The 25,425-nt window shown below is 72.2% G+C and carries 21 protein-coding genes and 1 pseudogene; 11 read left to right on the top strand and 11 right to left on the bottom strand.

The features are described 5' to 3' along the window. The 7 genes and pseudogenes from ACWCYY_RS26090 to ACWCYY_RS26060 form a co-directional block, all read left to right on the top strand. A pseudogene (locus ACWCYY_RS26090) lies at positions 1–1,023 on the top strand (hypothetical protein); the annotation flags it as partial. Positions 1,024–1,040: 17 nt separating this feature from the next. Next, on the top strand, positions 1,041–1,904 hold the full coding sequence (locus ACWCYY_RS26085) for an immunity 49 family protein (RefSeq protein WP_449797412.1): 864 nt from the start codon (positions 1,041–1,043) through the stop codon (positions 1,902–1,904). Between the two features lie 248 nt (positions 1,905–2,152). Beyond that, on the top strand, positions 2,153–3,007 hold the full coding sequence (locus ACWCYY_RS26080) for an immunity 49 family protein (RefSeq protein ID WP_449797411.1): 855 nt from the start codon (positions 2,153–2,155) through the stop codon (positions 3,005–3,007). 217 nt (positions 3,008–3,224) lie between these two features. Beyond that, positions 3,225–3,947 (top strand): immunity 49 family protein, encoded by a 723-nt coding sequence (locus ACWCYY_RS26075; protein ID WP_449797410.1) that lies wholly within the window; start codon positions 3,225–3,227, stop codon positions 3,945–3,947. 81 nt (positions 3,948–4,028) lie between these two features. Then, positions 4,029–5,513, top strand: coding sequence for a hypothetical protein (locus ACWCYY_RS26070; RefSeq protein ID WP_449797409.1), 1,485 nt, complete (start codon positions 4,029–4,031; stop codon positions 5,511–5,513). Positions 5,514–5,719: 206 nt separating this feature from the next. After that, positions 5,720–6,604: an SUKH-4 family immunity protein gene (locus tag ACWCYY_RS26065; RefSeq protein WP_449797408.1), complete on the top strand. Its 885-nt coding sequence runs from the start codon at positions 5,720–5,722 to the stop codon at positions 6,602–6,604. A gap of 232 nt (positions 6,605–6,836) precedes the next feature. After that, complete coding sequence (locus ACWCYY_RS26060; protein WP_449797407.1) at positions 6,837–7,673, top strand: immunity 49 family protein; 837 nt, start codon at positions 6,837–6,839, stop codon at positions 7,671–7,673. A 76-nt stretch (positions 7,674–7,749) separates the two neighbouring features. Here the strand turns inward: ACWCYY_RS26060 and ACWCYY_RS26055 are convergent, their stop codons facing one another. Continuing rightward, positions 7,750–10,818 carry an NPCBM/NEW2 domain-containing protein gene (locus ACWCYY_RS26055; protein WP_449797406.1) on the bottom strand — a complete coding sequence of 1,023 codons (3,069 nt, stop codon included), beginning with the start codon at positions 10,816–10,818 and terminating at the stop codon, positions 7,750–7,752. Between the two features lie 579 nt (positions 10,819–11,397). Beyond that, a complete protein-coding gene (locus ACWCYY_RS26050) occupies positions 11,398–12,639 on the bottom strand; it encodes a YncE family protein (RefSeq protein ID WP_449797405.1) in 1,242 nt (413 codons plus the stop codon). Between the two features lie 152 nt (positions 12,640–12,791). On the opposite strand from ACWCYY_RS26050, the gene ACWCYY_RS26045 reads away from it, so the two are divergent. Next, positions 12,792–14,384 carry an alpha/beta hydrolase gene (locus tag ACWCYY_RS26045; protein WP_449797404.1) on the top strand — a complete coding sequence of 531 codons (1,593 nt, stop codon included), beginning with the start codon at positions 12,792–12,794 and terminating at the stop codon, positions 14,382–14,384. 54 nt (positions 14,385–14,438) lie between these two features. Next, positions 14,439–14,858: a VOC family protein gene (locus tag ACWCYY_RS26040; RefSeq protein ID WP_345289123.1), complete on the top strand. Its 420-nt coding sequence runs from the start codon at positions 14,439–14,441 to the stop codon at positions 14,856–14,858. A 7-nt stretch (positions 14,859–14,865) separates the two neighbouring features. Here ACWCYY_RS26040 and ACWCYY_RS26035 read toward each other — a convergent pair whose 3' ends face one another. The 4 genes from ACWCYY_RS26035 to trxA form a co-directional block, all read right to left on the bottom strand. Then, a complete protein-coding gene (locus ACWCYY_RS26035; protein WP_345289124.1) occupies positions 14,866–15,222 on the bottom strand; it encodes a DUF488 domain-containing protein in 357 nt (118 codons plus the stop codon). A 141-nt stretch (positions 15,223–15,363) separates the two neighbouring features. After that, positions 15,364–15,747 (bottom strand): VOC family protein, encoded by a 384-nt coding sequence (locus ACWCYY_RS26030; protein ID WP_345289126.1) that lies wholly within the window; start codon positions 15,745–15,747, stop codon positions 15,364–15,366. Between the two features lie 83 nt (positions 15,748–15,830). Continuing rightward, positions 15,831–16,454 (bottom strand): pyridoxamine 5'-phosphate oxidase family protein, encoded by a 624-nt coding sequence (locus ACWCYY_RS26025; protein WP_345289127.1) that lies wholly within the window; start codon positions 16,452–16,454, stop codon positions 15,831–15,833. Positions 16,455–16,493: 39 nt separating this feature from the next. Then, entirely contained in the window at positions 16,494–16,811 is a 318-nt protein-coding gene (trxA, locus tag ACWCYY_RS26020) for a thioredoxin (RefSeq protein WP_345289128.1), read from the bottom strand. 145 nt (positions 16,812–16,956) lie between these two features. On the opposite strand from trxA, the gene ACWCYY_RS26015 reads away from it, so the two are divergent. Further along, the gene (locus tag ACWCYY_RS26015; protein WP_449797403.1) at positions 16,957–19,692 is read left to right on the top strand and encodes an alpha/beta fold hydrolase; all 2,736 of its coding nucleotides are present in this window, start codon (positions 16,957–16,959) and stop codon (positions 19,690–19,692) included. Further along, positions 19,689–20,594 carry an ABC transporter permease gene (locus ACWCYY_RS26010; protein WP_449797402.1) on the top strand — a complete coding sequence of 302 codons (906 nt, stop codon included), beginning with the start codon at positions 19,689–19,691 and terminating at the stop codon, positions 20,592–20,594. The genes ACWCYY_RS26015 and ACWCYY_RS26010 overlap by 4 nt, the downstream gene beginning before the upstream one ends. 10 nt (positions 20,595–20,604) lie before the next feature. On the opposite strand, the gene ACWCYY_RS26005 is transcribed toward ACWCYY_RS26010, so the two are convergent. From ACWCYY_RS26005 to ACWCYY_RS25985, 5 genes are read right to left on the bottom strand one after another with little or no spacing between them, the layout of a single operon-like run. Then, positions 20,605–21,732 (bottom strand): LLM class flavin-dependent oxidoreductase, encoded by a 1,128-nt coding sequence (locus ACWCYY_RS26005; protein ID WP_449797401.1) that lies wholly within the window; start codon positions 21,730–21,732, stop codon positions 20,605–20,607. Between the two features lie 5 nt (positions 21,733–21,737). Then, entirely contained in the window at positions 21,738–22,250 is a 513-nt protein-coding gene (locus tag ACWCYY_RS26000; protein ID WP_449797400.1) for a flavin reductase family protein, read from the bottom strand. Continuing rightward, positions 22,247–23,023 (bottom strand): alpha/beta hydrolase, encoded by a 777-nt coding sequence (locus tag ACWCYY_RS25995; protein WP_449797399.1) that lies wholly within the window; start codon positions 23,021–23,023, stop codon positions 22,247–22,249. The genes ACWCYY_RS26000 and ACWCYY_RS25995 overlap by 4 nt, the downstream gene beginning before the upstream one ends. Beyond that, a complete protein-coding gene (locus ACWCYY_RS25990; protein ID WP_449797398.1) occupies positions 23,020–24,186 on the bottom strand; it encodes an LLM class flavin-dependent oxidoreductase in 1,167 nt (388 codons plus the stop codon). Before ACWCYY_RS25990 ends, ACWCYY_RS25995 begins: the two co-directional genes overlap by 4 nt. 50 nt (positions 24,187–24,236) lie before the next feature. Further along, positions 24,237–25,400, bottom strand: coding sequence for an acyl-CoA dehydrogenase family protein (locus tag ACWCYY_RS25985; RefSeq protein ID WP_449797397.1), 1,164 nt, complete (start codon positions 25,398–25,400; stop codon positions 24,237–24,239). Between the last annotated feature and the right edge of the window lie 25 nt (positions 25,401–25,425).

Raw genomic sequence — 25,425 nt, 5'->3', positions numbered from 1 at the left:
GACCCCAACCGCACCCCCACCACCCCCGACCACCACACCACCGACCCCACCCACAACCCCGACCACGACCGCACCGCCCCCGAAGAAGCCGCCGGAGCAAACCCGGATGCCTCCAACGACCAATCCGGTGATGGTCGCTATTCGGATGAAGCCGAGCGTCAGCGTGTTCGGAAGCAAGTGGAGAAGGCCAACGCTGATCCGGAGTGGTTCAAGGAGCACTACAGCAAGGACGGGCACCGTCGTCGGATCGGGAAGCAGGACGAGAACGGGAACGAGATTCCCCAGCTCCGGCAGAACCCGGACTATCCGGCGAAGGACCCCAACAGGTGGATAGCGGCGCAGGATGCCCCGCCGCCTGCTGCGGAGAAGTACCACGACGACGCCCAGGTCGAGCGGAGCTCCGCCGTCCCCGCCGACCGGGAGCGCGCCGAGAAGATCGAGAAGGCGATCGAGGACCGCAAGGCCGCGCTTGCTCGTGACAGGGTTGCCGAGGACGCTCTGGACGAGGCGAAGAAGAAGCACGAGCAGGACAAGAGCGATGAAGCCGCGAAGGCCGAGTACGAAAGGCTCAAGGAGGAGCACAAGACACCGCACCACCTGATGGGCAAGGCCGGTGAGGAACTCGGCGACAAGGTAGCGGAGTTCCACGCCATTCCGGAGAACTACCCCGGTGCCGACCGGAAGGACGACCGGAAGGACGGCAACAACCGCTTCGATCAGATTTGGTTGCGTGAAGACGGCGGCTACGTCGTCGTCGAAGCCAAGGCGCCGTCGGCGGACCTGGGAGACCGAAGGGCTCTGAACGGTCGTCAGGTCATGCAGGGGCACCCGGATTACTTCAAGGCCATCATCGAGCAGATGAAGAACCGGAAGGGTGACGACGGTACGGAAGCGGCGCTGGCGAGGGACCTCATGGCTGCTTGGAAGGCAGGAAAGCTGGACTACGTGATGGTCAAGGCCAAGGTCGACGGCACTGACTACGATGGCTATCTGATGAAGAAGTTCGACATCGGTACTCCGTGAGTGAGAGGCGAGCACCAATGACCGTGGTAGTGGCACGTCATGCGATTCCGGCGGACGACAAGGCGGCGCGGGCTGCCGAGGTACTGAGCGGGATCCTGGCGGACGAGTTCGCCGAGGAACCGCTGACGGCGTGGGATCTGCAGAGTGCGACATCGACGGCGCTGGCCCTGACGCGCAAGCGGGCCTTGCTCGATCCGCCGGCTGAGGAGGTCGAGAGCTGGTACGCCTGGACGGCTGCGATGCAGGCGAGTTCGGCGGTGTTCGCGGCGGTCCAGGCCCAGGGGTCTGTGGAGTGCCGGATCGGAATTCACGGGGTTCGGGCGATTCCTGCGATCGAGCCGACGGACTACACGGACGCGGGGTCGTGGCTGGACGCGTTCTGGCTGGCGCTGATCTGCCGGGAGCCGCGGCGGTTGGACGTGCTGGCTACGGTGCCGGAGTCGGTGCTGCGGCAGTCCGGTGCGGTGTTCGACGAGTACATCTACGCGTGGGTGGGTGCGCTGCAGGCGTTCCGGCGGCAGGAACCCGAGGTCATGGAGAAGCTCCTGGCCGCGATCGACGGCACGGACCCCCAAGCGGCGCGGGTTGCTGACCGCGAGACCCTGCTCAAGCTGCTCTACCCGCCGATCGCGGCCTTCTACAGGTTGGTGCAGCGGGACGCCGAGAAGTTCAACGAGGCCCTGGTCGAGGGCCTCGAGCTGCACCGCGAGTACTGGACGGCGGAGGAGGACCGCCTCGACGAACCCTTCGGGTTCGTGTCTCTCCCGCTGCTGGCGATCGCCTGCCTGGCTCGTGACCTCGGCATCGAGGTCGAGGTGGAGTCGGACTACCTGCCGAAGCACCTGCTGCTGGGCAGTTGGGTCGGCGAGTTCGACGCATGATGACTTCCGCAACGTAGTGGTGCCGAGGGGGCGTCCGACTGGCGCGCCCTGAGGTGCCTACCGGCAACGCGGCGGCACTCTGCGCGGTCGTCACGTCGGACGTGTCTCCGGTGGAGTGCCGCTCTGGTGGGAGACGCGGCTGATCGCCGCGGCCGGCCCGCAGAAAGCGGCCGATGCGGGCACATGGGGGAGGGGTGCCGGGCGGCGGAGTTCGCGGAGGACACCTTGACTTCGGAAATGGAGGACCGGTGGTGGTGGCGCGCCATGCGGCGTCGGCCGAGAACGTCGAGAAGTTGGTGGAGACGCTCGACGGGATTCTGCAGCGTGCCTTCCGCCGCGAGCCCTTGACTGCTCTGGGGTTGAGCATGGCGACCGACAAGGCGTTGATCCTGGCGCGGAAGCGGGCGTTGCTCGATCCCGCGGTGGAGACGGTCGAGAGCTGGTACGCCTGGACGGCTGCGATGCAGGCGAGTTCGGCGGTGTTCGCGGCAGTGGGGACCGGGGGGTCGGTGGTGGTGAGGCTGGGGTCGGCGGGTGTGCGGGAGGTCCAGGCGGTCCGGCCTGACCACTACACCGATGCCGGGTCGTGGTTGGACGCCTTCTGGCTGGCCGTCGTCTGCCGGGAGGCGCGTCGACTGGACCTGCTGGCGTCGGTGCCGATCCCGGTACTGCGGGAGTCGGGGGCGGTGTTCGACGACTACATCTATTCGTGGGTGAGGGCGCTTCAGGAGTTCCGTTCGGCTGGGCCGGAGTTGATGGGCTGGCTTGAGGAAGCTCTCGAGGGTGCGGACCCCGAGGTGGCTCGAATCGCCGACCGCGAGATCCTGGTGAAGCTGCTGTACCCGCCGATCGTCGCCTTCTTCCGCCTGGTTCAGCAGGACGCGGAGAAGTTCAACGAGGCACTGCTGGAAGCGGTGCGACTGCACAAGGAGTTCTGGACCGCCGACGAGGAGCGGATCGACGACTCCGCCGGGTTCGTGTCCCTGCCGCTGACGGCGCTCGCATCCCTGGCTGAGGACCTGGGCATCCCGGTGGAGGTGGAGTCGGACTACCTACCGAAGCGCCTGGTACTGGGCAGTTGGGTCGGCGAGTTCGACACCTGACGACTGCTGCGAGGAAGAATCGGAGGCATGTGCTGCTCTGCCGGCACGAGCGGCACCAGAGGGAGGTCTGAACCAGGTGACCATGGTTGTCGCACGTCATGAGAGTGCCGGAGGGGACGTCGATTCTGCGGTCCGGAAGCTGGGGGAGTACCTCTCTTTCTGTCTGGAACGAGTGGGATCTCAGCCCCTCGGCGCGTCCCGGGTCATGAATACGGCAGTGATCATCGCGGAGACGCACATCATCGCTGATCCCAAGGCCGACCGGATCGAGAGCTGGGATGCTCTTCTGGCGGCGATGCAGGCGTCTTCGGCGCTGTTCGCGGCCGCCGGGCTCGCCGAGGGTGCGGTGGAGTGTCGGATCGCCGGCGATGTGCGGCGGATTCCGGCGGGGAACTCGAAGCGTGAAGCGCACGCGGCGAACTGGCTGACTGCTTTCTGGCTGGCGATCGTGTGCCGGGAGACCGAGCGGCTGGATGCTCTGGCTGCTCTGCCGGTCGAGTCGCTGCGGAATCCCGCTGCGGTGTACGACGAGTACATCTACCTGTGGGTGGAGGCGCTGCAGGCGTACTGGAAGAAGGAGCCGCAGCAGGCGGAGAAGCTTGCGGCCGCGATCGAGGAGTCGGATCCGGAGGTCGCCCGGATCGCTTCCAAGGACTACCTGGTGAGGGTGGCCCATCCGCCGATGGAGATGATGTACCAGTTCCTGAAGGGTGATCAGGCCGCCTTCACCAGTTCGCTCGTACGGGCGTTGGAGATGCACCGGGAGTACTGGACGAGCGATCACGAGCAGTCGATCTCGTCCACCGGCTTCCTCGCCCTGGCACCGTTGGCGGTGGCGTGCATGGCCTTCGACAGTGGGATGCAGATCGAGGTGGAGTCCGGCTACCTTCCGGAGAACCTGCTGGACCGTAGTTGGATCGGCGAGTACGAGACCACCTGAACCGAACCCCCGGCCGGAGCCCGCCCAGGGAACGTCGGCCACCGGGATGACCAGCTGGAAACCGAGGAGTGGGACCGCCGGATGCGTTTCGAACTGGCAGCACGTCAGGCCGCTGCCGAGGAACTGGCTGCCTGGCTCGAGCGGGGTGACCTCGGTGATGGGATCAGGCTGGTCACCGGCGATCCGGGGGCGGGGAAGAGCCGGCTCCTCGCCAGGACCGCCGCTGCGGCCGATGCCGACGCCCGTGGGTTCGTCGCCGTCGCCGACGGGTCGCTGCCTCCGGTCGGTGCTTTCGGCGGGGTCGCGGACGGGGACGGTGGGACGGGCGCGGAGTGGTTGCGGTGGCTCGCGGACGGAATGGGGTTGGGGGACCGCATCCGGTACGACGGCGACGTCTCCGGGTTGACCCTCGCGCTCAGGAAGGACGAACACCCGCAGGCTGTCCTGTTGTCCGGTGCTCCTGGTCGGCTGAGGGTGACGGTCCGGCGGTCGGCCGGAGTGCCGGAGCTGGTGCGCAAGCTGATCGACCCGGTGACCGCGAAGCGGCCTGGTGGCGGCCTGGCGTTGCTGCTCGTGGAGGTCGACCGGACCACCTTGGCCGAACTGCTGCGGTGGAAACCGAAGTTGGCTGCCTCTGTGATCGACCTCGACCAGGGTCGGTTCGCGCCCGACCGGGCCGCGTTCGCGGCGTGGGTGCGGAGTCTGATCGACGTACCGGACTCGGTCTTCGCCGGCCGCGAAGGAGACGCGGCATCCGCTGCGGCGGCGGTGACGGCGGCGGCTTGGCCGAACTTCCTGGTGGCGGAGGTGCTCGCCGGGGAACTCCGGGCACGCTCCGGCGCGGTGGGGACGCTTCCCGAATCGCTGGAGGGCGCATGGGAGTTCGTCCTCGACGGCTTTGGTCAGGACGCCGCACGGGCCCGGAGGCTGCTGGCGCCGGTGGTGCTGGCCGAGGGTGTTGTCGGGATGCCCGGCGAGCTGCGGCGGCGGGCCGCGGCTGCGGTGACCGGTGACCGGGTCACGAGTGCGGAGCTGAACGCCTTCGAGGGGGTGGTGGCCTCGTTCGTCGCCGCCGACGTGGTGGAGGGAGCGGGGGCCGTTCCGGACGGGTACGCCAGGCTGAGGCACGGTGCTCTGGCCGAGGCGGCGGCTGCCTCGTTCGGCTCGGGGGTGACGGAGGTCCAGCGGAGGATCACCACCGCCCTCCGGGAGGTGCTGCCGGACGACGTGGCGGCGGTGGCGCGGGGCCGGGTGTTGACGGCGTCCGAGGACTACGTGCTGCGGTTCGGCGTCGGACACGCCCTCGGTGGTGGTCTGCTGGACGAGTGGCTGGCGGACCTCCGGGTGCTGGTGCTGGGCGACCCCGAGGCCTTGGCCGAGGCGGTGGCTGCCGATGACCGCGCGGAAGGGGCGGCGGCTCGGCGCCGGGGAGCGGTGGCCGAAGCGGTTCGGGCGTACCGGTCCGACTCGCGGTGCGGCGTCATGGAGTGGGTGGCCCGGTTGCGGTTCGCCGGGCAGGCCTGGGGGACGAGGATCTGGTCCTGGCTCTGGACGGCCTCGGACTGACGCTCCCTTGGCGGGCCGAGTGGGCACGCTGGCGCCCGCTGGGGGCTTTCGACGCCCGGGAGTTCGGCCCGGGCTGGACCGGTCCTGTCGAGGTCGTCGGCTGGCGTGGCGCGACCGGAGCCGAGGGTGCGGTGTGCCTGCGGTCGGCATACGACCGGAAGTACCGCTGGTACGCGTTGGCGGACGGGGCGCAAGAGGGAGAGGCGGTGGAGCAGCGGCCCGAGACCGCCGATGCCCTTGCGGTGGTGGTGGACGTAGACGGCACCACGGTGGCCGTCTTCGACGGGGGCTCCGACCTGTTGAGGGTCGAGGTGCATCCCGGAACGGGCACGGACGGAGTGGTCCTCTCCCTCTGTGCGCCGTACCCGGGAGCGCAGGCCTACCCGCTGCCCGGTGGCCGTCTCCTGCTGGCCGGGCACAGCGGACTGGCACTGCTCCGTTTCGGCCCGTCGGCCGGAGCCCCGGCCGGAGGGCCGGCCGGAGGGCCGGCCGAGCGGGCCACGGAACCGGTGCTGCTGCCCCGCGAGGCCTGGTGGACCGTGGGCGCGCTGACGGCGGACGACCTCCAGCCCTACTACCAAGGGGGCATCGCGGTCGCCGGCCCCGGCGCACTGGGAGCGCTGGCGGAACTGCCGGATGCGGTCCAGGTGCTGTGCACGATCGGGTTTCCCGGATTCCCCGTCTTCTGGCAGGACACACTCGGCTCGCTGGAGACGCTCCGGTCGCTGGAGGAGTACCTCGAGGAGGAGGGCGCCGAGAGCGAGGTAGACGCGAGCGGCTACACCGTGATCGCGGTCTCCGGTGACGGTGAGAGCGCACTCTGCGTGGAGCACGGGACGGGCCGGGTGGTGCAGGCGTTCGACGGTGAACCCGAGGTGGTCAACACCTCGCTCACGGCGTTCGCCGCCTGCCAGGCGCTGGCCACCTGGGCGCTCTCGGTGTCGACCGGGCGTCAGGTGGCCGAGCGCTACGAGTTCCTGGCGTTCGTCCGTGCGGCGCTCCGCCGGGTCGATCCGGTGGCGGCCGAGGGGAACGGTGCGGACTGGTGGTGGTTCCAGGCCGTCGAGGACGACTACACCCTGCTCGCGTAACGGAATCCGTCCGACGAGCGTGTACTCCGCGCCGGCGCGGAGAAGGCTGCGTAAACCGGTCCGTAGGGACTACGTCCAGGTTCGGTCGGAGGTCTGAGAGGGGGCTGGGAACAGGAGGGGTTCGGTGCGGTGTTGGATCAGTAGCTGCGGGGGCACCGACGGTAGTCGGGGCGGGCCCGGATGGGTGGGGCTGCGGCGGACATGAGATCAACTGACCTGGGAGTGACCTGAGTTGAACGCCATTGTGAAGCGGCACGGCATTTCCACGGAGCACGTCGAGAGTGGTCTGGCGCTGCTGGGCGAGGACTTGGCGGTGGATCTGGGGAGGCTGCGGCCAGGAGCTTCGCTGGGGTTGGTGAGCGTGCTGGAGACGGCGTTGGTGATGGCCGAGGCCGGGCTGCTGCTGGACCCGGGGGGCGAGCGGGTGGAGAGCCGGGAGGCGTTCCTGACGGCGGCTCAGGCGGCTGCAGCGCTGTTCGCGGTGGCGGGAGTGGAGGAAGGAGCCGTGGAGGCCCGGATCGGCGGGGCCGTGCGGACGGTGGGGGCGGGGGACTCGCGGCGGGAGGCGCACGCGGGGAACTGGTTGAACGCGTTCTGGCTGGCGGCGGTCTGTCGGGAGGGCGGGTTGCTGGACGGGCTGGCGGCGGTGCCGGTGGAGGTGCTGCGCGGGTCCGGTGCGGCGGAGGACGAGTACACCTGGGCGTGGGTGGCGGCCCTGCAGGCGTACCGGCGTCAGGACCAGGGGCTGGCACAGGAGTTGGCCGCCGCGCTGGAGGCGGCGGAGCCGGCCGCGGTCGTGGACCGGGAGTACCTGATGAAGGTGGTGCGGCCGGCCATGGACCTGTTCGGCCGGTTCGTGGCGCGGGACCAGGCGGGCTTCGACGCGGCGCTGGTGCGGGCCTTGGAGCTGCACCGGGAGTACTGGACGGCGGACGGGGAGCGGGCGGTGACGTCCACCGGGTTCGTGGCGCTGGCTCCGCTGGCGGTGGCCTGTCTGGCGCAGGACGCCGGGATGGCGGTGGACGTGGTGTCGGAGTACCTGCCGGTGGGTCTGGTGACGGGGCGTTAGGGAGCGGGACGGCCGGAGCCGGCGGGCGCGTCCGAGGGCGCCCGCCGGCTTCGGCCGGTGTAGGGGACTGCGGGGACTACTGGAGGAACTTGGCGCCCGCCCAGTCGGCGTGGTCGCTGTTGATGCCGTCGCCGCCGTCGGTGACCTTCAGGGTCAGGGTGTTGACGCCGGCGACGTTGACGTCGACCGGCTGGGCCGGGGTGGTCGGGGTGTTGACGGAGGGGCTCTCGTAGAGCTTGACGCCGTCGCCCCAGACCTCGAACTTCAGGGTCGCGTAGGAGCTGACCTCGTCGTCCACGCCGGTGTCGGCCTGGAAGCGGGTGTAGCCGCGGTTGAGGTTGTAGGTGATGGTGCTGTTGGCGTGGGTGCCGATGCCCTTGGGGTAGGTGGTGCCGTTGATCTTCAGCGGGTTGCCGTCGATGCTGCGGTCCTTCTGGACGGTGCCGAAGTCGGCCTGCGCCGAGGCCCAGGCCAGGTCGCTGGCGTTGACCGGCGCCGAGGCCTTGACGGTGAGCTTGGCACCGGCCCAGTCGGCGTGGTCGCTGTTGATGCCGTCGCCGCCGTCCAGGGCCTTCAGGACCAGGGTGTTGACGCCGGTGACGTCGACGTTCACGCTCTGGGTCTGGTTGTTGGGGCCGAGGGTGTAGGGGCTCTCGTAGAGCTTGACGCCGTCGCCCCAGACCTCGAAGCGGACCGAGCCGGTGGCGGTGATCTCGTCGTCCACGCCGGTGTCGGCCCGGAAGCGGGTGTAGCCGCCGCCCAGGTTGTAGGTGATGGTGCTGTTGGCGTGGGTGCCGATGCCCTTGGGGTAGACGGTGCCCTGGAGCTTGATCGGGGTGCCGTCGATGCTGGTGTCCTTGCGGGGGGTCCCGAAGGAGTTCTGGTAGCTCGCCCAGGCCAGGTCGCTGAGGTTGACCGTCTTGGGGGTCGGGAGCGTGGTGACCGCGGCGGCGTTGCTCGCGGCGGAGACGTTGCCCGTGGTGTCCACGGCCCTGACCGTGAAGGTGTAACCGGTCGAGCCGGCCAGGCCGTTGGCGGTGAAGGTGGTGCCGGTGGTGGTGCCGATCACGCTGCCGTTGCGCAGGACCTGGTAGTTCGTCAGGCCGACGTTGTCGGTGGAGGCGTTCCAGCTCAGGTCGACGCTCGCGTCGGTGAGGTTGGCGGTCGCCAGGCCGGACGGGGTGCTCGGGGCGGTGGTGTCGACGACCGTGCTGCCCGCGGCGGCGGTGACGGTGGCGCCGGCGTTCACCGGGACGCTGACGTAGGAGACGGTCTGGCCGTAGAGCGACTTGGTCTGCGCCGGGTAGGCGGTGCCGTTCACCGAGATGGTGGAGTAGGAGCCGTAGAACTGGGCCTCCCAGTTCACCGTGGAGCCCGCGTTGTTGGTCAGCACCGAGCCGGTGGTGCCGATGTGCTTGAGCTTGAGGTCGCTGTCGCCGACCTTGAGGTGGTCGATCTCCACCCACGGGGTCTCCGAGGTCAGGCGGGAGACGGTGGCGACCTTGTGGTTGGGGGCGTCGGGCTGGACGCCCATCATGCCGTCGACGGTGTTGCTGACGGCGAGGAAGGAGATCTCGGGGTAGGTGTCCTTGTCCTTCATCAGCTTCTTCAGCCAGGACCAGCCCTCGCCGGAGCGGTTGTACTGGTAGTACATCTCCGGCAGGTAGGAGGTCGCCTCGACGTTCAGGCTGTCGTCGTTGGCGGCGATGAAGTCCAGGTAGGCGGAGGTCCGCGGGCCGTAGTCGCCCAGGCCGTTGAGCATCATCAGGAAGCTGGCCTCGTGGCCCCAGCTGCTGTAGCCGGTGCCGTTGGCGTCCTTGCCGCGGACGTAGCGGTTGTTGGCCGAGTCGAACCACTGGCTCTCGAAGTGGTTGCGGACCCGCTGCGCGCGGTTGGCCCAGGTGGTGCTGCCGGCGGTGTCGCCCTTGGCCTTGAGGATCTGCGCGTAGGCGAGCATCGACTGGTACTGGAAGCCCAGCGCGTCGGCGGCCGAGGTCAGGTTCTCGTTGGGGAACTCGAAGAAGGTCGCGGTGTACTCACCGTTCTGCTTCTTCGCCACGGGCTGCTCGGCGGCGGGGTTGGCGTCGTTCCAGGTGACCTGGTGGCTGGCCAGGAACTGGTTCATGGTGGAGTCGTAGTACGCCGACAGGGTCGGGTCGTTGATCCAGGCGGCGTTGCCGGTCCACTGGTACTGCTTGAAGGCCTTGGCCATCAGGTTGAACGGCGAGGGCAGCTCGCGGAAGCCGGTCTGGTCGATGTAGTACATCGCGCCGGTGGGGCTGTGCGCCCAGAGCGGCCAGCCGTTCTGGCCCGGGTCGTCGGCGTCGCCGGCGAAGGTCTTGAACATGTTGAGGGTCTCGTTGTCGAGACCGATGACGTGCGCGCCGTCGGACTGGTGCGAGATGTCACGGTTGTAGTACGACTCGCGGTTGGTGTAGGCGCCCCAGTAGCCCGGCTGCACGGTCTGGTGGGTGGCGTCGGTCAGCCGCCACCACTCGGGCTCGTGGCCCATCATCGGGTTGCCCTGGTAGAACGCCATGCCGAGCGCGCGGTCGCGGCCCCAGGTGAAGCCGTCGTTGAGGGCGGCGTTGGGGGAGTTGATGGTCAGCGGGCTGGTGGGCGCGCCGACGTAGTTCTGGATGGTGATGCGGTCCACCCGCGGCACGTCGGTGGAGCCGACGGCGGTCAGCTCGATGACGTCGCCCGGCTTGAGGGCGACCTTGCTGCTGGTGCGGGTGTCGATGTTCTTGGGGTCGGTGTAGTCGGTGCCCCAGCGGCCGTTGGCGTTCCAGCTGTCCACCTGGGCCGAGTTGACGGTCAGCCGGTAGCTGACGCCGCCGGCGGTCTTGCCGTTGTAACGGGTGATCAGGTCGTACGTGCCCGCCGCGCCGGCGAAGGTGGACCGGGCCGAGCTGGTCTGGCCGGCCGCGCCGCGGGCGTAGGTGACGGTCTCGACCGGGTTGTTGTACGCGGTGTGGTTCACGGTCTCGGTCGCGAAGTTGGTCAGCGACATGTTCTCGACCTGGAGCACGTACGGACCGGCAGCCGTGTCCGCCGAGGCAGTGGCGGCGGGCAGGGCGGGGAGTGCGATGGTGCCGGCGATCAGGGCGATGGCGGCGGACAGCGCGCGAGGGTGGCGGCGCATGGGCGGTCGGTCCTTTCGGGTGGGGGCGTGCGTGGGGGAGCGGCTGAGGGGCAGCCGTGGGAGCGGCGCGACCGCGCCGTGAGGTCTTGAGGTGTGGGGGTGGGGCGTTGAAAGCCGTTGAACTGTGTCGCCTATTGAGGACTTCGGCGAAGGCCCTGTCAATAGTTGAATCCCGTTCAATCGCAAGGCTTCCATCGACTTCCGGGCCGTCGACGCTGGTTCGAATGCGTCCGGATCGGCTCGGTGAGACTGCCGTCTTCGCAGGTCAGAAGGCTGACCTCGGTCGGCCGTCGGAGCGGGAGGCGGTGCGGCGAGGGCCCGGCGTGGGCGTGGGGGCCTCGGGATCTTGCAGTGGATCAATGACAGAACATCAGAAAGCTTTCACTGCTGTGTTGCATGCCATGGTGAGGCTGAGTAGTGTCCTGTCATGGCGAACGGCGGCCCGAGGGCTCCGAAGAGCCCGCCGGACCGCCGTCGTCGGCCTCCTGACGGTCGATCAGACGGCCGTCAGGGCGAGGAGTGAGGTGCAACGGCCCGGCGGGGTGTCGGCCGGGCCGGTGGCGCGGAGGAGGTCCGCGATCAGCGGGCGGCGGGGCCGCTCCAGCCCGTCGGCACGTGGCCGAGGCGCACCCGCTGCGGGTGGTCGCCGACCGGGACGGAGACGGTGGGGCGTCCGGTGGCGAAGTCGATCGCGGTGACGCGGTCGCTGCCGCTCTCCGAGACCACGCAGGAGCGGCCGTCGCCGCTGACGGTGGCCCAGTACGGCTTGGCGGCCGGGATCAGCGGGCCCTCCTGGAGGGTGGCGCGGTCGAGCACGGTGACGTAGTCGTCCATCGTCCCCGCCACGCACAGGTGGGCGCCGTCGGGGCTGGCCGAGAGGCCGTGGTGACGGGAGTCGTTCACCCAGGTGGTGCGGTCCTCGTCGGTGGCCGGCGACTTGGGCAGCTCCTTGAACCGGGTGATCCGGTCGGCGGCCACGTCGTACTCCACCAGGCCGTTGTAGAAGGAGAGCTGGAAGTAGAGGGTGGAGCCGTCCGGACTGAAGGCGGCCGGGCGGACGGCGTCGGAGAGGTCACTGCGTCCGGCCGCGTCCAGCCGCTGGCGCATGTCGATCACCTTGACCGGTGCGTAGGTGTCGGCGTCCACCACGGTGATCCGCCGGTCGCCCTTGGTCCAGTCGAGCCAGGGGGCGTCCAGTGCGGTGGTGACCTCGCCGATCGACATGTTCCACAGCCGGTGGCCGCCGTCGGTGAAGAGGTTCTCGTGCGGCTTGTCGCCGGTGCGGAAGGAGCCGAGCTGGGCGCCGGTGCGGACGTCGAGCACGTGCACCGTGTTCGCGGTGGAGGCGGAGACCGCGACCTTGGTCCCGTCGGGGGAGAGGGCCATGTGGTCGGAGCGGTAACCGGCCACCGGGAAGCGCCAGTTGAGGCGGCCGGTGGCCAGGTCCAGGGAGACCACGTCGGCGAAGCTCGGGCGGGAGACCACCGCGGAGGAGCCGTCAGGGGTGGTGTACATGTCGTCGACGAACTGGTCGTGGCCCTCGCCCGGGCCGAGGCGGACGCCGAGGAAGTAGGCCAGCCTGATCGGGTCGCGGTGGATCTCGGCCAGCCGCTGCTCCCTGTCGGGGACGACGTCGATCCGGCCCACCTTGGCGAGGTCTCCGGAGGAGGCCAGCACGTCAGCGGTGCCGTCCCAGTTGTTGCCGACCAGCAGGACTTCGCGCAGGGGCGGCGAACTGGCGGCCGGAGCCGGGGAGTTGAGGGTGGCGGCCAGGGCCAGGGCGGCGGCCAGGGCCAGGGCGGTGCGGGGGATCCGGGGCACGGTCACTCCTGGGGGTGGGGAGGAGGCGCGGGACGTTACCCGACGGTAGGGATGACATGCCCGGGTCGGCAAGACCTCGGATGCGCCGAGTCGGTACGCGAATTGAGTCGAACGGCGCACCAAGACTTGGTCAAGTCCCTATGGTCTGGACCATGTTGATGATTCGTCAGAAGGTCGTGGGTGGACTCACCGCGCTGACCCTGGCCGTCGGCCTCGGCGCCGTGGCCGTCCCCGTGGCCCAAGCCGCGCCGGCGGCAGCGAAGTTGGTCTGGAAGGACTGCCCGCCGGAGGCCGGCTGGCCGCCGCATGACCCCCGGATGCTCTGCACCACCGTCACGGTGCCGCTCGACCACCGCAGGCCGAACGGGCGCACCATCGAGATCGCCGTCTCCCGGATCGCCACCGCCAAGCCCGGCTTGCGGCGCGGCGTGCTGCTGCACAACGGCGGCGGCCCCGGCACCCGCAGCCTCCACCTGCCCAGCGCCTACGCGCAGGTCTACCCGCAGGAGGTGCTGGACCGCTACGACCTGATCGGCTTCGACCCGCGCGGCATCGGCCACAGCGCCCCGCTCACCTGCGGCCGCACCGAGGCCGGGCTGCCGACCGAGAAGGTGCTCCCCTTCCCGGCGCCGGACGGCTCGATCGCACCGAACGTCGCCTTCGGCAAGGCGCTCGCCCGGGACTGCCTGGCCAACGGCGGGGACGTGCTGCCGTACGTCACCACCGCCAACACCGCCCGCGACATGGACCGGATCCGGATCGCGCTCGGCGAGCGGAGGATCTCCTACTTCAGTGGCTCGTACGGCAGTTACCTCGGCACCGTGTACGCGCAGCTCTTCCCGGAGCGCGCCGACCGCTTCGTGCTGGACAGCCTGGTCGACCCGGCCCGGATCTGGCACGGCATGTGGTCGCTCTGGGACAGCGGGGCCGAGCTGCGCTTCGGCGACTTCGCCGCCTGGGCGGCGGAGCGCGACGGCGAGCTCGGCCTGGGCGCCACGCCGGCCGAGGTGCGGGCCGGATTCCTGGCGCTGGCCGCGCGGTTGGACCGCACCCCCGGCCACCACCCCGACGCGGGCGAGGTGAACGGCAACCGCTTCCGGATGCTGTACCGGGGCCTGTCCATCCACACCGCGCTCTTCCCGGAGATCGCCGCCTGGTGGCGCTACCTGGACGGGACGGACGCGCAGGCGCCGGCCTGGTACCCGAGGGTGGTCGAGGAGGGGATCCCGGCCGACAACGAGGTGGCCGCGATGCTCGCCGTGGTCTGCGGGGACGTGCGGTGGAACCGCGATCCGGCGTCCTACCAGCGGGAGGTGACGGACCACCGGCAGCGATACCCGCTGCTCGCCGGGATGGGCGCCAACGTGTTCCCCTGCCTGTGGTGGAACGACCCGGTCGAGCCGCCGGTGCGGATCACCGACCGGGGGCCGGCGAACATCCTGCTGCTGCAGAACCTGCGCGACCCCTCCACCCCCTACGCCGGTGCGCTCGGGCTGCGCGAGGCGCTGGGCGGGCGGGCCCGGATGGTGACGGTGGACGCGGGCAACCACGGGACGTACGACCCGGAGGCGCCGTCCTGCGCGATCGCCGAGACGCACCGCTTCCTGGTCACCGGGCAGCTCCCCGCCCGCGACCGGTTCTGCCGCCCCGACCCGGTGCCGGCCGGGACGGACGGGGCGGGCGGGGCGCCCGGTGCCGCGAAGGCGGGCGGCACGGCGGCGTTGTTCGCGCGCGGAATGATCTGAACGGACGTCAGGTTGTCGGCTCCGTAACCGAGATCACCGGGTGAGGAGCCGACGATGTCCGAGGAAACCCCTGTCCGCCAGCTGCGGCTGGTCGTCACCGCCGCCGACTACGAGGCGGCGCTGCGCTTCTACCGCGACGAGCTGGGGCTGGCCGAGCAGGCGGCGTTCGCCTCGCCGGACGGCCGGGTCACCATCCTGGACGCCGGCCGGGCCACCCTGGAGATCACCGATCCGGGGCACGCGGAGTTCATCGACGAGGTGGAGGTCGGCCGCCGGGTGGCCGGGCACCTGCGGGTGGCCTTCGAGGTGGACGACTCCCCGGCGGTGACGGCGCGGCTGGCGGCGGCGGGTGCCCGGGTGCTGGCCGAGCCGGTCCGCACGCCGTGGAACTCGCTCAACTCGCGCCTGGAGGGCCCGGCCGGTCTGCAGCTGACCCTCTTCACCGAACTCGGGGAGGACGGGACGGTCGCCTGAGGCGGTGTCAGGCCAGCAGCTCGCGCAGGACGGCCGCGTGGCTGCTGTCCAGGTCGCCCTTGGAGGCGGTGAGCAGCACGATCGGCCCGTCGGCGGCCAGGGCGCGCAGCCCGGTCAGCGCCTCCTGGGCCTCCGGTGCTTCCAGCTCGGCGAGGTAGCGCTCTCGGAAGGCGGGGAAGCCGCCGCCCTCGTGGTACCAGCGGCGCAGCTCGGTGGAGGGCGTGAGCGCCTTGGGCCAGGAGTCCAGGGCGGCGTCCTCCTTCTTGATGCCGCGCGGCCAGAGCCGGTCCACCAGGACGCGGGCGCCGTCCTCGGGGCGGTGCGGGTCGTAGACCCGGGCGAGGTGGACGGGGTGACGGGGCATCGGGCTCGCCTTCGCGCTGCGGGACGGGTGTCCGCAGCGTATCCGCGGGCGGCGGCCGAGCCTGGTAGGCGGGGCGCCCGGAGCGGCACGGGCGCCCCGCCGGCCTCGGGAGGGGGAGGCGGGAGAGGTCGGGTGGGCGGGTCAGGCGGTCGCGGCGCGTTCGGCGGCGCTGCGCTCGACGCAGAACTCGTTGCCCTCGATGTCGGCCATGGTGACCCAGCCGGTGCCGTCCGGTCGGCGGTGGTCGGCGACGACGGTGGCACCGATGGTCAGCAGGCGCTCCACCTCCTCGTCGCGGGTGCGGTCCGAGGGCTGGATGTCGAAGTGCAGGCGGTTCTTGACGGTCTTCCCGTCCGGGACGGCGATGAAGAGGATCTCGATGCCGTTCGGGGTGACGAGCAGCGCCTCCGGATCGCCGGGGAGGTCGTCGTCGGCGAGCTTGGAGTCGAGGACCTCGGCCCAGAAGTTGCCGAGGACGTAGGTGTCGGCACAGTCGACGGTGATGTGGTGCACAAGGGAAGCCATGGCGGTCACTATGGCGGCTGGTCAGGTACGCGTCCACCCGATTTGCGGGCGGCTCCGGGTACCTGACCAGCGCCGACGGCCCGTCAGTTGTCCTTCTCCGCCTTGAGGGCCGCGAGCTCGGCCTCCAGCGAGGCGATCTTCTGCTGGTAGTGGTTCACGGTGGCCCGGACGTTCTCGATCGGGAAGAGCTGCGGGATGTGCTGCGGGCAGTTCCAGTCGTAGGCCTCGACGGAGATCAGCATCGCCCGCTCCGGGTGGGCCCGGTAGCCCTCGGGCTTGAGCCGGGCCACCAGCTCCTGGTCCTCGGAGGCCTCCACCGCACGGGCCCGGCCGTAGATCTTGAGCCGGGTGCTGTTGGCGTAGTCCATCAGGAAGAGGGCGACCTTGTCGTCGTGGTCCATGTTGCCCCGGCTGATGTACTGGCGGTTGCCGCGGAAGTCGGCGAAGGCCAGCGTCCGGTTGTCCAGCACCTGGAGGAAGCCGCGCGGGCCGCCCCGGTGCTGGATGTAGGGCCAGCCGGACTCGCCGACGCTGGACAGGTAGAAGCTGTCCCGGGCGCCGATGAACACCCGCTCGTCCGGGCCGAGCAGGACGGGCCCGGCGGCGGGGCCCGAGGTGCGCGGTCCGTAGGCGCGCAGGCTGCCGTTGCGGCGCTGGTGCTCCTGCACCTTCGGGGAGAAGGCGATCTCGGCGTAGCGGTCGGCCATGGCCGTGTCCTCTCGGGGAGTTCGGGGGGAGCCGGGTGGTCAGAGGTGGGGGTCGAGCTCGGCCATCACGGCCGCGGCGGGCATGGCCCCGAGCAGCTCGTGGACCACCTCGCCGCCCTTGAAGAGCTTCATCGCCGGGATCGCCCGGATGTCGAACTGCTCGGCCAGGCCCGGGTTCTCGTCCACGTTGACCTTGACCACCGTCAGCCGGTCGGCGTGCTCGGCGGCGATCCGGTCCAGCACCGGGCCGACCTGGCGGCAGGGGCCGCACCACTCGGCCCAGAAGTCGACCAGCACGGGCTTGTCGCTGCTCAGCACCTGCTCGGCGAAGGTCGCGCCGTTCACGTCGGTGGCCATCGGGCACCCTCCCATCGGTCCGTTCTAACTGCTGTCAGGATCTACAACGGTTAGTCCGGCCGATCCATTCCCGGACTGAACGGAGTCCGGGGGCGGGTGGGCGCTTACAAGCTTCCTACCTGCCGGGCGGCTAGGGTCGATGACCATGGGACTCGGTGGGGCGTGGCGTCGCCTCGGGCAACGGAAGTGGTGGGCCGCCGGGGCGGCGCTCGTGGTGCTCGCGGGCGGCGGTGCGGCGGTGGCCGCCGTCGGCGGCGACGAGGTGGCGGTCCGTCAGGAGGCGCAGCGGCTGGACATGCCGGAGGCGCCGGGCAGTGCGGAGCGGGTCTCCGTCGACACCTCCTTCTTCACCGCGGGCGGCGGCGGGCGGCGCCCCGCGGTGCTGCTGGCGCACGGTTTCGGCGGCTCCAAGGACGGCGTCCGCGAGCAGGCCGAGCGCCTCGCCCGGCAGGGCTACGCCGTGCTCACCTGGTCGGCCCGGGGCTTCGGCGAGTCCACCGGGCGGATCGGCCTGGACGCGCCGGACCGCGAGATCGCCGACGTCGGACGGCTGGTGGACTGGCTGGCCCAGCGCCCCGAGGTCCAGCTCGACGCCCCCGGCGACCCCCGGGTGGGCATCAGCGGCGCCTCCTACGGCGGCGGGGCCGCGCTGCTCGGTGCCGCGTACGACCGGCGGATCGACGCCGTGGCCAGCCAGGTGACCTGGTGGAACCTCAATGAGGCGCTGTTCCCCCAGGCCGCAGGTCAGGGTGACGGCGTCTTCAAGAAGCTGTGGGCCGGGATCTTCTTCACCACCGGCTCGGCCGGCGGACTGATGCCGGGTCAGGGCGAGCCGCGGCAGGACGGCCCGGTCGGCTGCGGGAAGTTCTCCGACGAGCTCTGCGCGATGTACGACCGGGTGGCCACCAGCGGGCGGACCGACCCCGAGGCCGTGAAGCTGCTCGACCGCTCCAGTCCGTCCAGCGTGGCCGACAGACTGAAGGTGCCCACCCTGGTGGTCCAGGGCCAGCAGGACTCGCTCTTCCCGCTCGACCAGGGGGACGAGATCGCCAAGGCGGTGGCCGCCAACGGCGCGCCCGTCGCGGTGGACTGGTTCGCCGGCGGGCACGACGGCGGCACCGAGGGCAGCGAGCGGGTCGAGCAGCGGGTCACCTCCTGGTTCGACCGGTACCTGAAGAAGGACGAGGCCGTCGACACCGGCCCGGCGTTCCGGGTGACCAGGACCGGCGGGCTGGACTCCACCGGCTTCGAGGCGGTGCTGCGCGGCGCGAGCGCCGACGCCTACCCGGGCCTCGGCGGCACCGCCACCCGCACGGTGGAGCTGACGGGCCGTGAGCAGGCCGTGGCCAACCCGCCCGGCGGGGCCCCGCCGAACATCTCCGCACTGCCCGGCATCGGCGGCGCCCTGGGCAGCCTGTCGGCGGCGGCCGGCGGCACCGGCGGCCTCAGCCTGGCGATCGACTTCCCCGGCCAGTACGCCTCCTTCGACTCCGCGCCGCTGGACTCCGCGCTGCGGCTGACCGGCGCGCCCACCGTCCCGGTGCGGGTGCAGGCCGACCGGCCGGACGCGGTGCTGTTCGCCAAGCTCTACGACGTCGGCCCGGACGGCGGCCAGGTGCTGCCGCAGCAGCTGGCCGCACCGCTGCGGGTCACCGACGCCGCGCAGGGCCGCACCGTGACGGTCCAACTCCCGGCGGTGGAGCACGAGTTCGCTGCCGGCCACCGGCTGCGCCTGGTGCTGGCCAGCAGCGACCTCGGCTACGCCACCCCGGTCGAGCCGGCCACCTACCGGATCTCGGCCGCCGGGCCGCTCACCCTGCCGACCGTGGCCGGACTGCGCACCGAGGCCGCCCCGCTGCCGAACCGGGTCTGGGTGCTGCCGCTGCTCGCGGTGCTCGCGGCGGTGCTGCTGCTGGTGCCGTACCGGCGGCTGCGCCGCTCCGGCGGGCCCGCGTACGACCCCGCGCTGGCCGGGGTGCCGCTGGTGATCGAAGGCCTGAGCAAGCGCTACCACGGCGCCGCCGACCGCTACGCGGTGCGCGACCTCGGCTTCCGGGTGGAGCGCGGCCAGGTGCTCGGCCTGCTCGGGCCGAACGGTGCGGGCAAGACCACCACGCTGCGGATGCTGATGGGCCTGATCCGCCCCGACGCGGGCGGGATCCGGCTGTTCGGCCACGCCGTCCGGCCGGGCGCCCCGGTGCTCTCCCGGGTCGGTGCCTTCGTCGAGGGCGCGGGCTTCCTGCCGCACCTCACCGGGCGGGCCAACCTGCGGCTGTACTGGCAGGCCACCGGCCGCCCCGAGCAGGACGCCCACCTGGAGGAGGCGCTGGCCATCGCCGACCTGGGCGAGGCGCTGGACCGCGCGGTGCGCACCTACTCCCAGGGCATGCGCCAGCGCCTGGCCATCGCCCAGGCCATGCTCGGCCTGCCGGAGCTGCTGATCCTGGACGAGCCCACCAACGGTCTCGACCCGCCGCAGATCCGCGAGATGCGCGAGGTGATGATCCGGTACGCGGCCGGCGGGCGGACGGTGATCGTCTCCAGCCACCTGCTCTCCGAGGTGGAGCAGAGCTGCACCCACCTGGTGGTGATGGACCGCGGCAAGCTGGTCACCGCCGGGCCGGTGGCGGAGATCGTCGGCGCCGGCGAGCTGCTGCTGGTCTCCACCCCGATGCCCTCCGCCGCCGCCAAGGTGGCCGAACTGCCGGGAGTGGCCTCGGCGGAGGAGGTCGAGCAGGGCGTGCTGGTCCGGTTGGACGGGCTGACGGTGGGTGAACTGGTGGTGGAACTGGTGCGGTTGGGCGTTCCCGTGGAGGGCGTGGGGCCGCACCGGAGGCTGGAGGACGCCTTCCTGGCGCTGATCGGAGGAGGAGCGGCATGACGACCGCGTTGGAGCAGGAGCGCCCGGGCGGCGACGGTGGCGGCGACGGCGGGCCGGGCCGCGAGCAGGCGGCGGGCTACCGGCCCGGCCGCACGCTGCCGCTGCGGGTGGAGGCGGTGCGCCAACTCCGGCGCCGCCGCACCCTGGTGATCGGCGGCGTGCTGGCGGCGCTGCCCTTCATCGTGCTGGCCGCCTTCCGGCTGGGCGGCAACGAGCCCGGCCGGGAGGGGCGGACCAGCTTCATCGAGCTGGCCACCGCCTCCGGCCTCAACTTCTCGGTGACGCTGCTCTTCATGGGCACCGGTTTCCTGCTGGTGATCCCGGTCGCGGTCTTCTGCGGCGACACGGTGGCCTCCGAGGCGGGCTGGTCCTCGCTGCGCTACCTGCTGGCCGCTCCCGTGCCCCGGATGCGGCTGCTGGCACGGAAGCTGACGGTGGCGCTGGCCTTCTCGGCCGGTGCGGTGCTGCTGCTGCCCCTGGTCGCCCTGCTGGTGGGCACCGCCGCCTACGGCTGGGGCGACCTGCGGCTGCCGACCGGCGCGGTGGTCCCGGCGGGCGAGGCGCTGCCGCGGCTGGTGATCGCCATCGCCTACGTCTTCCTGGCCGAACTGGTCGTCGCCGCGCTGGCGTTCTGGCTCTCCACGGTGACGGACGCCCCGCTCGGCGCGGTCGGCGGGGCGGTCTTCCTCTCCATCATCACCGGCGTGCTGGACGCCGTCACCGCCCTCGGCGGCCTGCGCGCCTGGCTGCCCGCGCACTGGCAGTACGCCTGGGCCGACGCGCTCCAGCCGAAGCTGGAGTGGGGCGGCATGCTCCAGGGCGTCTCGCTCTCGCTCTCCTACGCGGTGGTCCTCGTGGCGCTGGCCTTCCGCGGCTTCGCCCGCAAGGACGTGGTGTCCTGACGGCGCGCCCTCACGAGGGCTTCCACAGGCGGCGGGCGGCCAGCAGCGGGAGCACGTTCTCACCGACCCAGTAGGCCTCCTCCAGGTGCGGGGCGCCGGAGAGCACGAACTCGTCGACGCCCAGCCGGTGGTACTCCTCGATCAGGTCGGCCACCTCGGCGTGGCTGCCCACCAGGGCGGTGCCCGCCCCGCCGCGCACCAGGCCGATCCCGGCCCAGAGGCCGGGCGAGACCTCCAGCCGCTCGGCCGAGCCGCCGTGCAGCAGCCGCATCCGCCGCTGGCCCTCGGATTCGCTGCGGGCCAGCGCCTCCTGGGTGGCGGCGATCCGGGCCGGGTCCATCCCGGCCAGCAGCCGCCGGGTCTCGGCCCAGGCGGCCTCGGAGTCGTCCCGGCTGATCACGTGCAGCCGGATGCCGAAGCGCGGGCTGCGCCCGTGCCGGGCGGCCGCCTCCCGGACCAGGGCGATCTTCTCGGCCACCATCGCGGGCGGCTCGCCCCAGGTGAGGTAGACGTCCGCGTGCCGGGCGGCCACCTGGACCGCCTCCGGCGAGGAGCCGCCGAAGTACACCTCCGGCACCGGCTCCGGCAGGCGGGTCAGCTCCGCTCCCTCGACGCGGAGATGGGCACCGTGGTGGTCCACCCGCTCGCCCCGCCAGAGCCGGCCGGTGATGTCCAGGAACTCACCCGTGCGGGCGTAGCGGCCCGCCTTGTCGAGGAAGTCCCCGTAGGCGCGCTGCTCGGCTGACTCGCCGCCGGTGACCACGTTGAGCAGCAGCCTGCCGCCGGACTGGTTCTGGTAGCTGGTGGCCATCTGGGCGGCCAGGGTCGGGCTGAGCTGGCCCGGGCGGAAGGCCACCAGGTACTTCAGCCGCTCGGTCACCTGGGTCAGCATCGCCGTGGTGAGCCAGGCGTCCTCGCACCAGGCCCCGGTCGGGGTGAGCGCCCCCGTGAAGCCCAACTGCTCGGCGGTGCGGGCGATCTGGCCGAGGTAGGCGATGCTCGGCGGCCGGTCCGTCCCCGCCGTGCCGGGGGTGGAGCCGTGGCCGCCGCCGACCACCTGGCGGCTGTCGCCGGTGGTCGGCAGGAACCAGTGCGCGGTCAGCGTCCCGGGGCTCGGGGGCCCGGAGGTCGGCGCCACCGGGGTCAGCCCCTCGGGTCGGCGGCGAACCCGCCGTAGCCGCCGTCGTGGTGGACCAGCGGCGCGCCGCCGTCGGTGTCGGCCGTCACCACCTCGCCGACCACCAGCAGGTGGTCGCCGACCGGGGTGATCTGCACCGTCCGGGCGGTCAGCCGGGCGGCGGCTCCCGGGAGCAGCGGGGTGCCGTGCGGGCCGGTGTGCCAGCCCGTCCCGGCGAAGCGGTCGATGCCGCTGCGGGCGAAGCGGGTCGCCAACTCCCGCTGCCCGTGGCGCAGGACGTGCACGGTGAAGGCCTCGGCGGCCCGGACGGCCGGTGCCGAGGAGGCGGTGGCGGAGACGTAGAAGGAGACCAGGGCCGGGTCCAGGCTGACCGAGGTGAAGGAGGTGGCGGTGAAGCCGGCCGGTCCGGCGGGGCCGGTGGCGGTGATCACGGTGACCCCGGAGGCGTACTGGCGGAGGGTGGAGCGCAGCAGGTCGGCCGGGGTCGCGGTGGCCGGGCGTTCGTCGGTGGTGGTCATGCCGGGGCTCCTTCGGTGCGCGCGGGCGTCACGGTGGTCAGCTGGGCGGGGAGGTGCGGGCCGCCGCGCAGGCGCTCCAGCCACTGCACCACGGCGGCCGCGACGCTGCGGTGCGGGGCGTCGTTCAGCGCGTCGTGGCGGCCGTCGGTGACCAGCACCAACTCGGCGCCGAGGCGCGCCGCGTGGCGGTGCGCGGTGGCGGGCGGCGAGACCGGGTCGGCCGCGCCGTGCAGCAGTAGGACGGGAAGGGCGGGGGCGGCCCGGCCGGCGGCCTGGGCCAGGGCGGCCGGGACGGGTTCGGCGAGTGCGCCGGGGCGGTAGTCGGGGTCGGTGTCGAGCAGGCCGCGGTGGGCAGGGCAGGCCGTTCGGGCGGTCAACTCGTCATCCTGGGGGATGAGTTCCGTGGACGGAAGGCCGACGAGCAGCAGGCCGTCGGGTGCGGCGGCCTCGGCGGAGGCCAGGGCGTGCAGGGCCCCGGTGTCCGAGCCGGCCAGCACGACCGGTGCACCGTCCGGGAGTTGGGAGCGGGCCTCGGTGACCCGCTCGGCCAGCTGCCCGGGGGCTTGCGGCAGCGCGGCGACCCGGTAGCCGTCGAAGGCCAGCCGTCGGCCGAACCGGCCGTACACGCCGGGGTGTTCGCCCCGGCCGGGGAGCAGCAGCACGGCGCCCCGGAGCGCCGCCCCGGCGGCCGGCTCCCAGACCACGGCCTCGGTGGGGCCGGTGGCGGCGGTCGCGGTCGCGGTGGTGGCGGCAGTCGTGGTCGCGGTGCTCATCGGGCGGCCACCGCGTGCTCCGCGCGGGCCTCGGCCTCGCCCTGCGCCGCCGCCTCACGGGCCTTCAGGGCGTCCCGGCGGGCGACCTCCTGACGAACCAGCGGCAGCAGCTCGCGGCCGTAGTCGACCGCGTCGTCCAGCGGGTCGTAGCCGCGGATCAGCAGGGTGGTGGCGCCGATGTCCACGTAGTCGAGCAGGGCCTGGGCGACGGTCTCCGGGGTGCCGACCAGCGCGGTCGAGTTCCCGGCCGCGCCGGTGGCCGCGGCGGGTGCGGTCCACAGCGCCCGGTCGTGCCGGTCGCCCTTGGCGGCGGCGGCCAGCAGGCGCTGCGAGCCGACGTTCTGCGGGGTGGCGCCGGGGCCGACCGGGAGCACCTGGCGGCGGCCGCCGAAGACGTCGGCGCGCTCCTTGACGGTGGCCAGGATCCTCTCCGCCCGCTCCCAGGCCTCCTCCTCGGTGCGGCCCAGGATCGGCCGGAAGGAGACGCTGATGCCCGGGACGTCGGTGCGGCCGGCAGCCGCGGCGGCTTCGCGGACCGAGGCGATCTGCTGGGCGGTCTCGGCCAGCGGCTCGCCCCAGAGCGCGAAGGTGTCCGCGTGCTTGCCGCCGACCCGGTAGGCGGCCTCGGACGAGCCGCCGAAGAACAGCGGGATGCCCTGCTCCCTGGCCGGCCGGACCTCGGACTTGAAGTCGGCGAAGCGGTAGTACGGACCCTCGTGGTCGAAGGGCTCCTCCTCGGTCCAGGCCCGGGTGAGCACGGTCAGGTAGTCGTCCGTGCGGGCGTAGCGCTCGTCCTTGGAGAGGTAGTCGCCGTCGCGGCGCTGCTCGGCGTCGTGGCCGCCGGTGATGATGTGCACGGCCACCCGGCCGCCGGAGAACTGGTCCAGGGTGGCGAAGGTGCGGGCGGCCACCGTCGGGGCGATGAAGCCGGGGCGGTGGGCGATCAGCAGGCCGAGCCGCTCGGTGTTCGCGGCGGCGTACGCGGCGACCTGGTTGGGATCGGGGCTGGCGGAGGAGTGGGCGACCAGGATCCGGTCGAAGCCGGCCTCCTCGTGGGCCCGGGCGAACCGGCGGGTGTAGTCCGGGTCGACCACCGGGCCGTGGGCCGGGCGGGTCTCCGAGACGTCGTGGGTGGAGATCATGCCGATGAACTCGACGGACATGGCGGACTGCCTTTCGGGGCGGCGGGGCGGTGGGGTGGTCGGAGGGGGCGTCAGAGGGAGGCGGGGAAGGGGCGGAGCAGGGCGGCCCGGCCCCGGGCGAGCAGGACGGTGTCGTCCTGCGGGGTGTGCACCCGGCTGCAGAGCACGTCGCGCAGGTGGCGCTGGAGCGGGTGACGGCGGGTCAGGCCGGGGTTGCCGGTGAGGGCGACGGCGCGCTGTACGGAGTCGACGGCGGCCCGGGTGGCGAGCAGTTTGGCGCCGGGGCCCTCCTCGGCGGCCCGCGGGTCGCCCAGGTCCACCGACTCGGCCAGGGCGGTCACCAGCCGTTCCGCTCCGGTGAGTTCGACCTCGATGCCGCCGAGTTCGCTCTGGAACCGGGGGAGGGTGGCGAGCGGGGCGCCGAGGGCGGTCGGGGTGCGCTCGTGCAGGAAGCCGGTGAGCCAGGACTGCGCGGCCCGGGCCACGCCCAGGTAGAGGGCGGCCAGGCCGAGCGAGTTCCAGGCGCCGCCGAGGGCGTCCCGGCCGCCCGCCGGGTCGGGGACGGTCAGCCGGGCGGTGTGGTCGAGCGGGACGCGCACCGCGTCGAACAGCAGGTCGTCGCTGCGGCTGGCCCGCAGCCCGAGGTGGTCCCAGGTCGGCTCGACGGTGATCCCGGGGCGGTCGGCCCGGACCAGGAAGGAGCCGACCCGGGGCTCGGCCTCCTCGGTGCGCGCCCAGACCAGCAGCCAGCGCAGTGCGGGGGCGCCGGTCGAGTAGATCTTGCGGCCGGTCAACTCCCAGGCGTCGCCCACCCGCCGGGCCACCGTGGCCGGCAGACCGCCGCGGACCGGGGTGCCGAGTTCGGGCTCCACCCGGACGTGGTTGACCAGGGTCGGGCGGACGGCGGACTCGGCCAGCAGTTCGGCCAACGGCCCGGTGGGCCAGTGCGGTTCGCGGGCCTCGGCGGCGTGGGTGAACAGGGTCATCGCGGTGACCAGGGCCACCGCCGGATCACCGGCCCCCAGCGCGTGCAGGATGCGGACGGTGTCGGCCAGGGCGCCGCCGGGTCCGCCGTGGCGGGTGGCCACGGTGGCGGTCAACAGGCCTGCCTCGTGCGCGAGTTGGATCCCCTCGTACGGGAAGGAGGCGTCCTGGTCGTGCTCGGCGGCCCGGGCCGCCAGGGCGGTGGTGAGCTCGGGCAGCCGGTCGAGTTCGGGCGGACGGAGTGCGGGCATGGGGTGGGCTCCGGGAGCGGGAGGG

Source organism: Kitasatospora sp. NPDC001664, assembly GCF_053596675.1.
This window is presented reverse-complemented; position numbering and strand designations above follow the sequence as displayed.

Coding starts and splice junctions, on each gene's coding strand:
- ACWCYY_RS26040 (WP_345289123.1), top strand. CDS start 14,439: ATGTCCGAGGAAACCCCTGTCCGCCAGCTGCGGCTGGTCGTCACCGCC.
- ACWCYY_RS26000 (WP_449797400.1), bottom strand. CDS start 22,250: ATGACCACCACCGACGAACGCCCGGCCACCGCGACCCCGGCCGACCTG.
- ACWCYY_RS26010 (WP_449797402.1), top strand. CDS start 19,689: ATGACGACCGCGTTGGAGCAGGAGCGCCCGGGCGGCGACGGTGGCGGC.
- ACWCYY_RS26085 (WP_449797412.1), top strand. CDS start 1,041: ATGACCGTGGTAGTGGCACGTCATGCGATTCCGGCGGACGACAAGGCG.
- ACWCYY_RS25985 (WP_449797397.1), bottom strand. CDS start 25,400: ATGCCCGCACTCCGTCCGCCCGAACTCGACCGGCTGCCCGAGCTCACC.
- ACWCYY_RS26055 (WP_449797406.1), bottom strand. CDS start 10,818: ATGCGCCGCCACCCTCGCGCGCTGTCCGCCGCCATCGCCCTGATCGCC.
- ACWCYY_RS26030 (WP_345289126.1), bottom strand. CDS start 15,747: ATGGCTTCCCTTGTGCACCACATCACCGTCGACTGTGCCGACACCTAC.
- ACWCYY_RS25995 (WP_449797399.1), bottom strand. CDS start 23,023: ATGAGCACCGCGACCACGACTGCCGCCACCACCGCGACCGCGACCGCC.
- ACWCYY_RS25990 (WP_449797398.1), bottom strand. CDS start 24,186: ATGTCCGTCGAGTTCATCGGCATGATCTCCACCCACGACGTCTCGGAG.
- ACWCYY_RS26025 (WP_345289127.1), bottom strand. CDS start 16,454: ATGGCCGACCGCTACGCCGAGATCGCCTTCTCCCCGAAGGTGCAGGAG.
- ACWCYY_RS26070 (WP_449797409.1), top strand. CDS start 4,029: ATGCGTTTCGAACTGGCAGCACGTCAGGCCGCTGCCGAGGAACTGGCT.
- trxA (WP_345289128.1), bottom strand. CDS start 16,811: ATGGCCACCGACGTGAACGGCGCGACCTTCGCCGAGCAGGTGCTGAGC.
- ACWCYY_RS26045 (WP_449797404.1), top strand. CDS start 12,792: ATGTTGATGATTCGTCAGAAGGTCGTGGGTGGACTCACCGCGCTGACC.
- ACWCYY_RS26015 (WP_449797403.1), top strand. CDS start 16,957: ATGGGACTCGGTGGGGCGTGGCGTCGCCTCGGGCAACGGAAGTGGTGG.
- ACWCYY_RS26035 (WP_345289124.1), bottom strand. CDS start 15,222: ATGCCCCGTCACCCCGTCCACCTCGCCCGGGTCTACGACCCGCACCGC.